Source organism: Fibrisoma limi BUZ 3 (genome assembly GCF_000296815.2).
Taxonomy (GTDB): Bacteria; Bacteroidota; Bacteroidia; order Cytophagales; family Spirosomataceae; genus Fibrisoma; species Fibrisoma limi.
The window spans coordinates 157,805-172,313 of sequence record NZ_CAIT01000009.1 but is presented as its reverse complement, the minus strand read 5'-3'; the positions used below and the strand labels follow the sequence as shown (position 1 = coordinate 172,313).

At 53.8% G+C, this 14,509-nt stretch carries 12 protein-coding genes; 4 read left to right on the top strand and 8 right to left on the bottom strand.

Annotation, left to right across the window (positions count from 1 at the left end; all coding sequences use genetic code 11):
• Positions 1 to 32: 32 nt before the first annotated feature.
• Both BN8_RS20205 and BN8_RS20200 read right to left on the bottom strand, forming a co-directional pair.
• Positions 33 to 2,462, bottom strand: coding sequence for a TonB-dependent receptor domain-containing protein (locus tag BN8_RS20205; protein WP_040006646.1), 2,430 nt, complete (start codon positions 2,460 to 2,462; stop codon positions 33 to 35).
• Between the two features lie 47 nt (positions 2,463 to 2,509).
• Positions 2,510 to 3,472, bottom strand: coding sequence for a cytochrome c family protein (locus tag BN8_RS20200; protein ID WP_009283794.1), 963 nt, complete (start codon positions 3,470 to 3,472; stop codon positions 2,510 to 2,512).
• Positions 3,473 to 3,788: 316 nt separating this feature from the next.
• Here BN8_RS20200 and htpG point away from each other — a divergent pair, with 316 nt between their 5' ends.
• Together htpG and BN8_RS20190 are read left to right on the top strand one after the other, a co-directional pair.
• Complete coding sequence (gene htpG / locus BN8_RS20195) at positions 3,789 to 5,663, top strand: molecular chaperone HtpG (RefSeq protein WP_009283793.1); 1,875 nt, start codon at positions 3,789 to 3,791, stop codon at positions 5,661 to 5,663.
• A 193-nt stretch (positions 5,664 to 5,856) separates the two neighbouring features.
• Positions 5,857 to 7,137, top strand: a complete 1,281-nt coding sequence (locus tag BN8_RS20190; protein ID WP_009283792.1) for a glycoside hydrolase family 183 protein — start codon at positions 5,857 to 5,859, stop codon at positions 7,135 to 7,137.
• A 14-nt stretch (positions 7,138 to 7,151) separates the two neighbouring features.
• On the opposite strand, the gene BN8_RS20185 is transcribed toward BN8_RS20190, so the two are convergent.
• Entirely contained in the window at positions 7,152 to 7,790 is a 639-nt protein-coding gene (locus BN8_RS20185) for a DUF4126 domain-containing protein (RefSeq protein ID WP_040006382.1), read from the bottom strand.
• Positions 7,791 to 7,939: 149 nt separating this feature from the next.
• Between BN8_RS20185 and BN8_RS20180 the strand changes: the two genes are divergently transcribed.
• Positions 7,940 to 9,700, top strand: coding sequence for an ABC transporter ATP-binding protein (locus tag BN8_RS20180; RefSeq protein ID WP_040006644.1), 1,761 nt, complete (start codon positions 7,940 to 7,942; stop codon positions 9,698 to 9,700).
• Between the two features lie 74 nt (positions 9,701 to 9,774).
• Here the strand turns inward: BN8_RS20180 and BN8_RS20175 are convergent, their stop codons facing one another.
• Both BN8_RS20175 and BN8_RS20170 read right to left on the bottom strand, forming a co-directional pair.
• Positions 9,775 to 10,086, bottom strand: a complete 312-nt coding sequence (locus BN8_RS20175; RefSeq protein ID WP_009283789.1) for a hypothetical protein — start codon at positions 10,084 to 10,086, stop codon at positions 9,775 to 9,777.
• Between the two features lie 63 nt (positions 10,087 to 10,149).
• Positions 10,150 to 11,439, bottom strand: coding sequence for a hemolysin family protein (locus tag BN8_RS20170; protein WP_009283788.1), 1,290 nt, complete (start codon positions 11,437 to 11,439; stop codon positions 10,150 to 10,152).
• Positions 11,440 to 11,600: 161 nt separating this feature from the next.
• Between BN8_RS20170 and BN8_RS20165 the strand changes: the two genes are divergently transcribed.
• Positions 11,601 to 12,293: an NUDIX hydrolase gene (locus BN8_RS20165; RefSeq protein ID WP_009283787.1), complete on the top strand. Its 693-nt coding sequence runs from the start codon at positions 11,601 to 11,603 to the stop codon at positions 12,291 to 12,293.
• 7 nt (positions 12,294 to 12,300) lie between these two features.
• On the opposite strand, the gene coaD is transcribed toward BN8_RS20165, so the two are convergent.
• The 3 genes from coaD to BN8_RS20150 form a co-directional block, all read right to left on the bottom strand.
• Positions 12,301 to 12,762 (bottom strand): pantetheine-phosphate adenylyltransferase, encoded by a 462-nt coding sequence (gene coaD / locus BN8_RS20160; RefSeq protein ID WP_009283786.1) that lies wholly within the window; start codon positions 12,760 to 12,762, stop codon positions 12,301 to 12,303.
• A gap of 183 nt (positions 12,763 to 12,945) precedes the next feature.
• Entirely contained in the window at positions 12,946 to 13,863 is a 918-nt protein-coding gene (locus BN8_RS20155; RefSeq protein WP_040006641.1) for a DUF3822 family protein, read from the bottom strand.
• Between the two features lie 72 nt (positions 13,864 to 13,935).
• Positions 13,936 to 14,436 (bottom strand): NUDIX domain-containing protein, encoded by a 501-nt coding sequence (locus BN8_RS20150; protein WP_040006381.1) that lies wholly within the window; start codon positions 14,434 to 14,436, stop codon positions 13,936 to 13,938.
• Positions 14,437 to 14,509 lie beyond the last annotated feature (73 nt).

Sequence of the window (14,509 nt, the reverse complement as noted above, 5' to 3'; positions counted from 1 at the left end):
TGCCTTTTACAAACGATTGCTGGACTAAAAAATTAACTTCTGACCCGGCTCTGCTCACTCTCCGAGCCGCCCGTCTGCCGCTGCCGGAGGGTTTGTCCACTGTTGAAGCGGTACGCGAAAGAAATGGTAGCCACGCGGCTGTCGAGGTAGCTGTACCAGCGGGCGGTGGAGTTGCCCAGGCCCTGGATGTTTCCGCCTACCTGGTTTGTATAAAACAGATCGCTGACGGCCAGTTTGAGGGTGCCTTTATTTTTCCAGACCGTTTTTGATACGCCCGCCCGAACCTGACCGATGGGAATAACGATGAACTGACCTGCGTAGGCCCGTGTCTGGTACGTACCGGCCAGCTCGGCGCTCCAGTTGGCACCTAGCCGAAACTGGTTCGTCGGGGCGACATACCAGTACGTTCCCTTGTTGTCTACTTGCTGATTGTACAGATTAGCCTGGAAGCGGTTGTACATCACTTCGGAGTACACCTGTAGTGTCCACCACTTGGCGGGTTGCCAGGTGCCGTTGAGGGCAATGCCGTAGCTGATCTGCTTGCCAAAATTACCCGGACGGCTGTAAAAGATCTGATCACCCTGCTGGATCGTCTCGAAGATTACGTCGCGGGCCTCACTGTACCGTAGCGTTGTCGTGACGGCGTTGTTGAAGGTGTGCGAAAACTCCAGGTTGTCGGAGTACGTAGGCCGCAGGTAGGGATTACCGCCGTAGAGCGTAAACCGGTCCAGCGGGTACGTGAACGGGTTCATCGACTGGTAGTTGGGTCGGTCGATCCGTCGACCGTACGAAAACCGCAGTTGATGTTTACCTGCCGAATCGAGCCGGTACGTCGCGTAAAACGTTGGGAATAGGCTATTGTACTGCCGGCTGAACGACGAATCGTTTACCATCTCGTTGCCCAGCTGCTCTCCCCGAATGGCCGTGTTCTCGAAACGTAGTCCGGCCTGCATCGTAAACCGTTTGCGCTCAAGGCTATAGTTCACATAGCCTGCATTAATGGCTTCGTTGTACGTAAAGTTGTTCGAAAACTCGTAGTTAGGTCGGCGTACACTGCCCACTACGTCGACGAAATTGGCTACGTTGTCGGTTTCGATATCGCTGCGCTTTATACCTGCTTCGACCTTGCTGCCTTTGGCCAATGGATGTACGTAGTCGGCTTTGGCCGTACGGATATTGATCGTAGACGGCAATGATGACTCCAGAATGGTTTTTTCGACGGGCTGATCGGTGGCAAACACGGTATTGATCAGCGACTGATCGGTGTTGGAGCCGTAAGTGAGGTAGTCCAGATTAATGGATAGCTCGCGCCCGCTGCTATCGAATTTATACGCGTAGTTCAGGTTGGCGGTTTTGTTGTCCAGCAGCCGGTCAGATGGCGTGAAGGCTTCCACCCGGGCCGTTACCCCACCGTTGGCGTCGAATACGCGGGCATTGTTGGTTACGGTGGAGCTGCCCGGGTTGTAGAACCCGCTCAAAACCAGCCCAAGCGTCGATTTTTTTGATACGTACCAGTCTACGCCAGCCTTAAGGTTTGCGCTGTTCATCCGACGCCGGATGTAGGAGTTTTGTGTAAAACCTGATTGTTTCTGACCGGTCGGGGCGAAGTACTCGCGCCAGATGGTCAGGTCCTGGTACATGTTGTTAGCGTTCAGGCTGGCATTCCCGAAAAAGTTGAGATTACCGGTGCGGTAGTTTAGATTCGCGCTGTTGTTGCTGCGGAAATAACGACCCTGACCATAGCTAACGTTCCAGCCTCCGTTCAGCCCCCGCGCTTTCGTCTTTTTCAACCGGATGTTGATAACACCCGCGTTGCCGGCCGCGTCGTATTTCGCGGGTGGATTTGTCATGATCTCAATTGTTTCGATCGACCCCGACGGTAATGAACGCAGGTAGTTAGCCAGTTCGCCCGCTGACAGATACGTCGGTTTATCGTCCACGAACACGACCACCCCCGCCCGGCCCTGCAGACTAATCACCCCGTTGGCATCAACCTGTACGCCCGGTGCTTTTTCAAGTACGTCGAGCGAGGTCGTGCCTGCGTTGCTGATGAGTGCGTCAGGATTCACTACGACGCGATCAATGCGCTGCTCCACAAACGGCTTCTTTGCCACAACACGCACTTCGCTCAGACTTTTCTCGGCGGGTTGCAATGCTATTGCCGGTAGATCTGCACTCGGGTGCTGTTCGTCCAGCAGGATCGGTTGGCTCAGGTAGTTCTGATAGCCCAGGTAACTCACCGACAGGCGGAAATTGCCGGCCGGCAAATTGGCTATTGCAAATGATCCATTGCCATCCACCAGTGCACCTTTGACGAATGACGAATCAGTTGAGCGAAGCAGGGAAACGACGGCACCCTCCACGGGTTTTTGGTCAGCGCCCGTTACTGAGCCTTTGATGGAAAACGGTTGCGCAACGGCAAAACCGGTCGGGATGAGCAGCAGAAGCAGGAGTCGTAGCATGTTGAACGAAAGGTTTATAGAATAGAGTGGGTTGAGCATACGCTGAGTCATTCGCTTTTGGGGTTGGACAGACGGTCCGTTTTAGTACGTTGTTTGTTGTTCGTGGCCGAGAATACAATGACTTGATGTTTCACGGGAGGGACCGTCCGCAGGTAGTCGTAGATAGCGCCGAGATCGGTCTCTGTCATTCCCGCGTACAAGGTCCACGGCATGACCGTATTGAAGCCATCGCCGACGGACGGGGCTATGAAATGCGTCGGGTCGTAGGCTTTGAACCGATTAATGAAATCCTGCTGTGTCCAGCGACCAATACCGGTTTCAGGTTCGGGGGTGATGTTTGCCGATTGAACAACTCCACCGGTCACCTGAACTGCCATACCACCTGCAAACGGAGCTTTCGCAACCAGTTTTCCCATGATCCGGCGGGTATGACAGTCGGCACAGCCGGCCATTTGCGTGAGGTAGCGGCCATATGCGACACCCGACAGCGCCGTTGTGTCCGTCCTGAGAACGGCCCGGTGGGGCATCAGGCGTAACCCCAGCCGAATGGGGGCCGGTACGCGGGCGGTTGGAACGTCATTGGCAATGGGATCGAGCGTGCGGAGATACGCAACAATGGCTACAGCATCATCCAGCCGCATCTGGTGATAGTTGCGGTACGGCATCAGCGGAAACAACGGCTTGCCCTGTTTGTTTACCCCGGTAGTGATAGCTACCAGCAGGTCGCCGTCGGTCCAGTCGCTCAGCGCCGATGGGGTTAGATTCCGGCCGTAGATACGACCCGGCAGGCCGTAATTTTTTCCGTATTCTTCGCCACCGGCGCCCAGTGTACCCGATTTGATCGGCCCGGCCAGTCGCGTCCAGTCGCGTCGGGAATGGCAATCCAGGCAGGCTGCCACGTGATTGGCCAGGTACCGCCCGCGCTCAATCCGGGCGGGCGTCGGCTTCACGGTGATGGTGCGGAGTGATTCCCCCTTGTCCGTTTGGACGGTAGGGTGGACACAGCTCATCAGGCAGTTGAGTAGTAAAAAAGAGGCAGCGCGTTTCACAGTGTAGGTCTCAGCACGATCAAAATTACCCGGAGCCGAAAGGGCTGTGAAACCGATTATGCGTGAACTACCGGTTTTGTGTTCTCAACTGTTGGATACATTATCTGAATGGTGAGTACCCGGCGATTACTCAATGGGAGACAGGCAGCGGCTATTGAATAAATAGGATAAATCTTTCCAGCAAATTCTGCCAATCTGTCAGCCGGGCTGGCGTCTGGAACAGGATTTGACGACCGCCCGGTCAGGGATATAACCAGTCAACTAGTCAACAATTGATATGGAAGCAGTACAAAACGAAAAGGATGGTGCCACGCGGGGCGAATCCACGCGGGGCCAGATCTCGATCCATACCGAGAACATTTTCCCAATTATCAAAAAATTCCTTTACTCGGACCACGAAATCTTCCTGCGGGAATTGGTTTCCAACGCCGTCGATGCAACGCAGAAACTTCGCCAACTGGCATCGTTTGGCGAGTTTGGGGGCGAGCTGGGTGACCTGAAAGTGACCGTATCGCTGAACGAGGAAGCCAAAACGATCACCGTCAGCGATAATGGTATCGGTATGACGGCCGACGAAATCAAGAAATATATCAACCAGATTGCGTTCTCTGGTGCAACCGAATTTTTAGAGAAGTACAAGGACAAAACCGATGATAAAGGCGCTATCATTGGACACTTCGGACTGGGCTTCTATTCGGCGTTTATGGTGGCCGAAAAAGTCGAGATCGTGACTAAATCCTACCGCGAAGGAGCGAATGGGGCCGACCAGTCGGGCGCCCGTTGGGTTTGCGACGGCTCGACGGAGTTTGAACTGACCCCCGCCGACCGCGCTGAACGGGGTACGGACGTAATTCTGCATATTGCTCCTGACTCCGAGGAGTTCCTGAACAAAGGGCGACTACGGGGCATTCTGGACAAGTACGCCCGGTTCCTGCCTGTATCCATCGAGTTCGACGGAGAGGTGGTTAATAACACCACGCCGATCTGGACCAAAGCTCCTTCGGATCTTTCCGATGAGGACTACAAGACATTCTACCGCGAGCTGTACCCCATGTCGGAAGAGCCGCTGTTCTGGATTCACCTGAATGTCGATTATCCGTTCAACCTGACCGGGATTCTGTACTTCCCCCGCGTCAAGAATGAACTCCGGTTCCAGCGTGAAAAAATTCAGCTCTACAGTCGGCAGGTCTTCATCACCGACGAAGTAAAGGACGTAGTGCCCGACTTCCTGATGATGCTGCACGGCGTCATCGATTCGCCTGATATTCCGCTGAACGTATCGCGAAGCTTTCTGCAGGCCGATGCGAACGTGAAGAAAATCAACGGCTATATCACCCGGAAAGTAGCCGACAAACTGAGTGACCTGTTTAAAGCCGACCGGAAAGCGTTTGAAGAGAAGTTCGATGACATCGGGCTGTTCATCAAATACGGTGCCCTCAGCGACGAGAAGTTCTGGGAAAAAGCTAAGTCGTTTGTCCTGCTGAAAAACACGGAGGGGACGTATTACACCTTCGACGAATACCGCGAGCAGTACCAGGTCAATCAGACCGACAAAAACGATACGCTCGTGATTCTGTACGCGACGGATCGCAAACAGCAGGATGCCTACATCGAGTCGGCGCGTCGGCGCGGCTACGACGTCGTGCTGTTCGATAACGTGATCGATCCGCACTTCATCAACAGCATTGAATACAAGCTCGAGAAGACGACCTTCAAGCGGGTTGATGCCGATACGCTGGACAAGCTTGTCGACAAGGGGCTGAACAGCGAAAGCGTACTTTCGGAAGACGACCGGACGAAACTGAAAGAGTTGTTTGAGCAGGTGCTGGATAGCAAGGCGCTGACGGTGAGTGTAGAAGCCCAGCCCACCGACGAACTGCCCGTCACCATTACGCAGCCGGAGTTTCTGCGTCGGATGAAGGATATGTCGACGCTGGCCGGTGAGCAGTCGTTCTACGGTAATCTGCCGATGAACTACAACGTGGTCGTAAATGCCAACCACCCGCTGGCTGGTAAGATCCTGGCGACGGAGAGCGAAGATACCCGCAAAGCGCTGATCAAGCAGGTGTACGACCTGGCCCTGCTGTCGCAGAACATGCTGTCGGGAGCCGATCTGACGGCTTTTGTGCGCCGGACGGTGGAAACGCTGTAGTAAATTGTGAATATGGCGAACGAACCGGTGTGTTTGCCGGATTGGCGTGGAGACAACTGACTAGATGTTGAAACAAATCAATCCGACAGACACGCCGGTTCGTTGTGTTCAGGCGATTAGTAAAACCGACGGCGCCTGAGCTTTTAGGCCCATGAACGTACAGAGAATGCTCGCAGTAGCCGCGGTGGGTGGGATGCTCATCGTTGGAGTCGGCTTTTTGCCGGTGAGCCAGCTTTCCGTTGACCGACCCACCGCTACGCCTAAATTTAAACTGGTACCTGGCCAGACGTTTTATTTCAACTCCTTCGTCGACTGTAACATGGCCGAAGCCTGGGTTGGCGATACGTTCCGGATTTTTCCGGGCAAGCACGGCGAGGACCCGCTCTGGGGCTATGCTGACGACCTGAAGTTTGCGGATGGACGAAACGCCGACGAAGCGTTCAGCCGAAAGGCTGAGGAGTTCCGTACGCCCAAAATACCCGACAATGCGCCCATCGGTAAAGCCGGGCTACACGGGGCTGTCTGGTTCGAAACCGTTTATCAGGATGCTCGTGACCGTTCCGGCAGAACGCTCTACGCGGTTTACCACAACGAAAACTACCCGTCAACGCTGCCTTACGACCCGAAAACCGGCGAAGGCTATATCAACAAAAACTGGCCGCAGGGGCTAAAAGGCCCAACGTCTCCGGCGGCCGTGTGCCGGATCGGCATCATGAAATCGACCGATGGTGGTCGAAGCTGGGATAACCGCGGCCTGTTCATTGAGGACCTCCAGCCCCGGATGATTCTGAAGCCGCACAATACGTCGAACACCTTCGCCGGGGGCGTGGGCGATCCGTCGGCCGTGGCCAGTGGTGATTACCTGTACCTGTTTTACGGCGAATACGGCTATCCCGGTACGTACCAGCCGGCGACTTACCGACCTGAAAACGAATACAAGGGCCAGTGCATCAGCGTAGCGCGTATCCGGCTGTCGGATCTGGACAACCCGGTCGGGAAAGCCCGGCGCTGGGATGGTCGTGGCTTCAATGCCTTGCCCAACGGCATTGGTGCGCCCATAGCCTCGCTTCAGATTCCACGGGCGGAAGGAGGTGGTGCCGCTTCGTCGCCTACAGGGGGATTCCACTGGGGACCATCGGTAAGCTGGAACACGTACCTCAATGCCTGGGTGATGCTAATGGGTAAGGTAGTTGGACCGTCTTGGGCGGGCAGCGACATCTTCATTTCCTTCAACACCAACGCTGACCTGGGCAAGGGCGATAACGCCCAGCAATGGAGCAAACCGCAGTTGCTCCTGAGCCGACCCGGGCATTTTTTGTGGTACCCCTCGCTGCAACCGATGAACACGCCCGAGGACATTGCCCAAAAGCGTACCTGCCTGAAGCTTGGTCAGAAAGCCCGGCTCTTCGTTAAAGATATCCTACCCGAAAAGAGTGTGTACCTTTCGGAGTACGTAGTTGAATTCGAAAAGTAATTCAACACGGTTGGCTACACGCGGCCGTTGCTACTACGTGGAAACTGCGCTGGACTAGTACCTCCGGCCTGGTTGCGGCCAGCGCGGGTGAACCACACTTTGCGCCGACTGAGCAGCCGTGCGGCAATAAACAGCAGTACCAGCACGATAATCACGAACGCAAACAACGGCAGCAGGACGGTCAGGATAGACAACCCGAACGAAGCTATATTCTCGCCCGTGGCCACGACCGGGTTGCCAATCCCCCCCGTAGTCGCCGTGGACCCTAACCGGAGTAGACTGGTGCCAGCTTGCACGAGTCCCGCCGAACCGCCACCCAGCATTAGACCAAGCCCCCAGTCGAGAATTGGGCTGTCGATCTGTAGAAACGACGTACCGAGCAGCGTACCGGCAATAATTGACGCGGGTGTGGCCAGGGTATCCAGCAGGTTGTCGAGCCAGGGGATATAATAGGCACCGAGTTCAAAAACGGTTGCCACCGACAACACGGCCAGAGCCGTCCAGGAACTGATCCATTCAAGGCCTTCCATGGTGCCGATGATTCCTAATTTAGTCGCGACGCTGGCTACGAGCAGGGGCACAAACACCCGGAAACCGCAGCAGGCGGCTAAACCGACCCCCAGGCAGGCGCTGATAATCCATTCTATAGTCATGGTAGTAAGTTGGATTTCCAAATACAGTTTACGGTTTTCTGTCCAATAATTGGGGATGCCAATTACCGTTGAACGGAAAAACTCTAAACGGTAAACTGAAAATCGACTTCTGCTGTTACCCAGAAAACTTGCCATTTAGTCGCTTTCCCGTGAACGAAGAACAGAAGAGTGGTCGAATTTTTGACTGGCCAACGCTCAAACGCCTGTACAGCTTTGTACGCCCTTACCAAAGCCGATTTTACTTACTGGTGTTTATCATCCTGCTGTCGGCTTCGCTGGCTCCCTTAACCCCATTGCTGATTCGGTACACGATTGACAATGAGATTGCTGCGGGTGATTATCAGGGCCTGACCCTCATGCTCATGCTGATGATCGGTGTTCTGGTGCTGCAGGCCATCGTACAGTTTACCAACACGTATCTGTCGGGGTGGCTGGGGCAGCACGTTATCCGCGACATTCGGGTGCAGTTGTACCGGAAAATTCTTCACCTGCGGCTCAAATTTTTTGACAATACGCCCATTGGCCGGCTCGTGACGCGGTCGATCTCCGACGTCGAAACCCTTGCCGATGTGTTCAGTGAAGGCATGGCCGCTATCGCCGGGGATATCCTTCAACTGATTCTGATCGTAGCTGTGATGTTCTACACCGACTGGCGACTGTCGGCCATCAGCCTGTCGATGATTCCGCTGATGCTGCTCAGTACGTACATCTTTAAGGAAAAGATCAAGGATTCGTTTAACGAAGTGCGGGCCGCCGTGGCCAATCTGAACTCGTTCGTGCAGGAACACATCACGGGCATGAGTATAGTTCAGATATTCAGCAGCGAGAAAATTGAAGCCGATAAATTCCGGGCGATCAACAACGAACACCGCAAAGCCAATATTCGCTCGATCTGGTATTATTCGGTTTATTATCCCGTGGCCGACATCATTTCGGCGCTGGGTGTGGGATTGGTCGTTTGGTACGGTGCCCGCGAAATCATCAACGAGGAGGTGACGTTCGGGACCGTTACGGCCTTCGTTATGTTCATCAACCTCTTTTTCCGACCTATCCGGATGCTGGCCGACCGCTTCAATACGCTCCAGATGGGGATCGTCAGCACCGACCGTATTCTGAAACTGCTGGACAGTACGGACTACACCGTCAACAACGGCACTTTTGTACCGACGGCCATGAAAGGCGAGGTAAATTTCAACAACGTCTGGTTTGCCTACAACAATGAAGATTACGTACTGCGCGACATCTCGTTTAAGGTACGGGCCGGCGAAACGATCGCGTTCGTGGGCGCAACCGGCGCAGGTAAATCGTCCATTATCAACCTGCTCAGCCGTTTTTATGATATTAATAAAGGCGAGATTCTAGTCGATGGCGTGGATGTACACGATTACGAACTGGGCGCTTTACGACGCAACATCGGGGTCGTTTTGCAGGATGTTTTCCTGTTCTCCGACACCATTGAGAACAACATTACCCTCGGTGATAAGCGCATCAGCCGCGAAAAAATGATTGAAGCGGCCAAACTGGTGGGCGTACACGACTTCATCGAGCGGTTGCCCGGCGGCTACAGCTACAACGTAATGGAGCGCGGCTCAACCCTGTCGGTGGGGCAGCGTCAGTTGATTTCGTTCGTTCGGGCTATGGTGCAGGACCCGAAAATCATTGTACTGGACGAGGCTACGTCGTCGGTGGACACCGAAACGGAAGAGATGATTCAGAACGCTATCGATAAGCTCATGAAAGGCCGCACGGCTATCGTGATTGCCCACCGGTTATCAACCATCCAGAAAGCCAATAAGATTATCGTGGTTGACAAAGGGCGGATTATGGAGCAGGGCACACACGAAGAACTGTTGCAGCACGAAGGCTTCTACGCGAATCTGTACCGAATGCAGTATAAGGAGGTTGTCTAACGGTTAACGCTCCAGTTTCAGGTTCAACGTTGTTGATGCTTCCACAACGTTGAACCTGAAACCTGATACGTTAATTACAATAGACTCCGAAATTCCTCTTCTTCATCCTCCGGGCCGGCACCGGTGATGCCTTCGTGAATCACTTTTCGTTCAGTACCTTCCGGTTCATTGCCGGTGGGACCGGGACCTGAGCCATCGATGGCGTAGGCAATAGAATTTGCCAGGTTGTCGGATGGTACATCCGGATCATCTTCTACCGGCTTGGGATACTGTTCACCCGCCTGCTGATCGATGATTTCTTCGTCGGCGTTTGGGTCATGGTCCATACCGGATGGGATTCGCCCCGAATCGTCGGGCGTGTTTGCATATTGAATCAGGTGTCGCATGGTTGCTGATGAGTTTAGTTACTCACTACAACCGGCACCGGGGTATGCCTGTTCGGAAAAAATTTATTCTTCGGTAGGTTTACGAACGAGAATTTTGTCAATTCGGCTTTTGTCCATATCGATAATTTCAAAGGTATACCCCTGCCACATAAACGTTTCGCCAGTGGTGGGTATGTCTTTCAGGATATGCAGCGCAAAGCCGCCGAGCGTATCAAATCCCGTCAGATCGCGACGGCTCTGGGGGGAGATCGTGATGTCGAAATACGACACAAATTCGTCGAACGGTAACTGCGCATCAATCAGGAAACTGCCGTCTTCGCGTTCCCGAATTTCATAATCGGAGTCTGTATCGTCGGCGATATCGCCGACGAGTGCATCGAGGATATCGTTCAGCGTAATGATTCCCAGGATGCCACCGTACTCATCCACAATAATACCTACGTACTGCCTACGCTCCCGAAACCGTTCGAGTACCTGATACGCCCGGTTGTTTTCCGGGATAAACAGGGCGTCGCGCTTCAGATCCATCAGCCGCTGCAATTCGGTTTCGAGGTCTTTCCCCAGAAAATCTTTGCTGTAGATCAACCCCAGCACATCATCCACGCTTCCCTTGCAGAGCGGGTACACCGAATGCTTGGAATCCATGATGCGGGCTTTGTTTTCGGCCGGGTCTTCTTCCAGATCGAGATAGACGATTTCCTGCCGGTTAGTCATCAGGGACGTAATCCGGCGATCGCCCAACTGAAACACATTCTGCACAATCTCCTGCTCAATTTCCTCGATAGTACCGGCTGAGCCACCTTCTTCAATCAGGCTCCGGATTTCCTCTTCCGTAACGGCGCTTTCGTTCGGTTTGATACGTAAGAGCTTGATCAGAATATCGCTGGAAAAGCTGAGCAGGCTGATAAACGGCGAAGTTAGCCGCGACAGCAGGATCATGGGGGCGGCCATTGTTTTGGCAATGCCTTCGGGATTGGAGAGGCCAATACGCTTGGGAACCAGTTCGCCCAGTACCAGCGACAGGTACGTCAGCATCAGCAAGACCAACACAACCGCAACCGGATGGGCGTAGGGCTGAAGGACAGCAATCTGCGCGACAAAGTTCTGTACGTCGGTCGTAAGCTGGTCGCCCGAAAAAATACCAAGCAGGATACCGATGAGCGTAATACCGATCTGCACCGTCGACAGAAATCGGTTTGGCGCGTTAGCCAGGTCGAGTGCCACCTGTGCGCGTCGATCACCGTTCTTGGCGGCTGATTCTAATTTGGATTTCCGCGACGATACCAGGGCGATTTCTGACATGGAAAACACCCCATTCAGAATCGTCAGAAATAAAATAATGAGTAGTTCCACAAAGGAGAGGCATTGACGTATTGCAAAAATAGCAATCGCAGGCAGTTTTTAATGGCTACGGCAATTATCCTGTTCAGAGGGAATAAGCCGTCAGTAATCGGACCGTCGTGCGAGGGACTAATAGTTTTGTTACTTTTGCGGCACGAACTGCTCTTGTCTGCATGATTGTCTTTATTGACGACCGACCAATCCGGCTCGTCGGTGCGAAAGCCGCATCACAGATTCTTGATTCTACGCAACACCAATCGTTTACTGATTATGACCAGATTATCGACGCCCGGCTGGAGATTCTGAAAGACGAGTCGCTGCATGGGCACCTGTTGGTCATGAACGCCACACCCGCTACTATCGACCGGCTGCTCAGTCTGCTGCAAAAGGCCAAAACGAACGGATTGCTGTCCGTGACGCTGGTTTGCGCCGATAAAAGTGCGTGCGAAGATGAATTAAAAAGTCATTTTAAGGTCGTAAAAGCAGCCGGGGGCGTCATTGTAAACGATATAAAAATTCTGCTCATGTTCCGGCGGGGTGTCTGGGATTTGCCAAAAGGCAAGCTGGACGACGGCGAATCGTCGCGCGAAGGGGCCGCCCGGGAAGTGGAAGAGGAAACGGGTATCAAAGTAGCCCTGGGCGAACGGATCTGCACGACCTGGCATACGTACAGCCTGAACGGTAGCCGTATTCTGAAGCGGACGAAGTGGTACCGGATGAGTGTCGTCGATGACCGCCGGATGGCACCCCAGGCTGATGAGGATATTGAAAAGCTGGCCTGGATGGATCGCCGGCAGGTGCAACTGGCCCTGACCAACTCGTTCAGCTCCATCCGGTACGTCATCGAGTCGCTCGGTACGTGGTAATGGCAGCTTACAACTCCTGAAATTTATAAGGCAGAAACGAGTCGATTTCTTTACCGTAGCGGTGCAGGTCGCGGATGATGCTCGAACTGATGGGGGCCAGGTGGGGCGATGTGATCAGAAACACCGTTTCTACTTCTTCGTATACAAAGCGGTTTACCTGCGAGATGCCGTTTTCGTACTCAAAGTCGGTGGTGTTGCGCAGCCCCCGCAGCAGGAACCTGGCACCTAGCTGGCGGGCTACGTTTGCCGTCAGGTCGTCGTAGCTGACAACCCGCACGGTCGGGTAGTCCCGGAACGTTTCTTCGATGAGTCGCATCATCTGCTCCAGCGCAAAATACCGCTGTTTGTTGGCATTACGCCCAATACCGATCACAATCTCGTCGAAGAGCCGCAGCCCTCGCAGCACGATATCTTCGTGGCCTTTTGTGAACGGATCAAAGGAGCCGGGAAATAGAGCGATTCGTTTCATGTAGGTATGATGACGGAAAGACCGCGAAAGATAACGGCAAAATCATCATATCGCTACTTTGCGCTGGATATGACCGGTAGTGAATTAATATAATCCCTCGCAATTACTTTGAAATGGGTTCCGGGGTATACGAGTGTTGCCGACGGGGGGATAAGTACAGCACCTTCCGGATAAAACAGCCGCTTAGCCAAGCAGGCACAGCCCAAACAGGCTCAGGTACCGGTGCTCAGGGATTTCATCAAACTCGTCGGTCAGCGAAACACCGGGCGGTGTGTGACCAAACGACAGATTGGGTAAGAAGCGGGCCAGTTCCGCATACGTATCAGCAAAGGGCGTGATCTCGCCGTAAAGCGATACGGTCGTTGCATCGGGAGCCAGTTTCAGTTCATCGAGGACGTACAGAATGTAATAGGCCAGATCCTGCGCGTTTTTATAGCCAAATCGGTTGCAATAACGTAACTGGCGGTCATAACGGTGGATGATGGTGACAAATTCATTGTCGAAGTACAGCCACACATTCTGTGATGACAGCGTATGCCGGTCGAGGTCTGCCGTTGCCTGCAACAGCGCACTGGTCTGGTGAACGAACGTAAGTGGCTGAAGCGGATACACTTCCGAAAAGTAATCGGCCAGCGGGTGCTCCAGATTGAACACCGAAAGGAAACCTTCGTTCTCGTGCGCATACGACTGCGCGAACTCATGACCCGGCAGGGTATTGCCCCGCATCAGTCCGAGATAACTTCCCGCGTATTCTTTCCGGAAAAGTGATTTGGGAACCAGCGTGAACGACGACGAGTTGACGGCGATCCGGATTTCCTGCCAGGTCCGGTCCTGGGAAACGCCGTTTGCGTGCAGCCCGGCCGATAGAACTGGGTGCTCCCGAAACACCTCGGGCAGTACGTTGGTCAGCGGCCGTTCCGTGAGCAGGGAGGGGAATGTATAGTCCTCAAAGTAGCACCCGCGCTTGCCGGCGTTCTGAATCAGGAAACGAAACCGGTCGTGCCCAACTTCCATGCACAGCACCGACTGCCGGGTTTGGGCCAGGTCAAATTGGTCGGAGTGGATGGCTACGGTTGGCGCTAGCGACACAGTGGTTTGCACGGGTTCAGGCAACTTAACGGTTACGGATAGTAAAAGGGTTTTAAACTTACAAAGCGGTCGGCACTTGGACAACTACTGATGCAAATACCCGCGTAGGCGGAATATGTCGTCAAATGAGCGGCAGTGGGCAAACAGGGCATGTACTTCTTCGGGAGGATACGATTTGATTTCCTCGAACGTCATAAGCCGCACATCTTCAATAATCTGACCGTCAAGACTCATTTCGGGATCGATACCCTGGCGGAGCAAACCGCCCGTGGCCCGCACGGTAAAAAAGAGTTCCATGGCGTGGAGAGGTGGCTGCATGAATTCATTGACAAACAACAGATCGCCTACTTCAATGGCCAGCCCCGTTTCTTCTTCAAATTCGCGGATGAGCGCTTCCGGAGCCGATTCACCGAATTGCGCCCCGCCCCCCGGCGGACACCAGAACGTATCGGTCGGACCGATGCCCCGGTGACGAACCATCAGCAGACGATCGCCCTCGTGATAAAGACCGCAGACACGAAGCCGCAGCCGGTTTCCATATAACTTAAGCACTTCTTCGCGGGCTTTATCCAACGTTTGCGTCACGGCTTGAAACGATTAAAAAAGAACGCAAAGATAGTACATATTTAGGAATGGATAGCCCAGACGGTCGATAGTC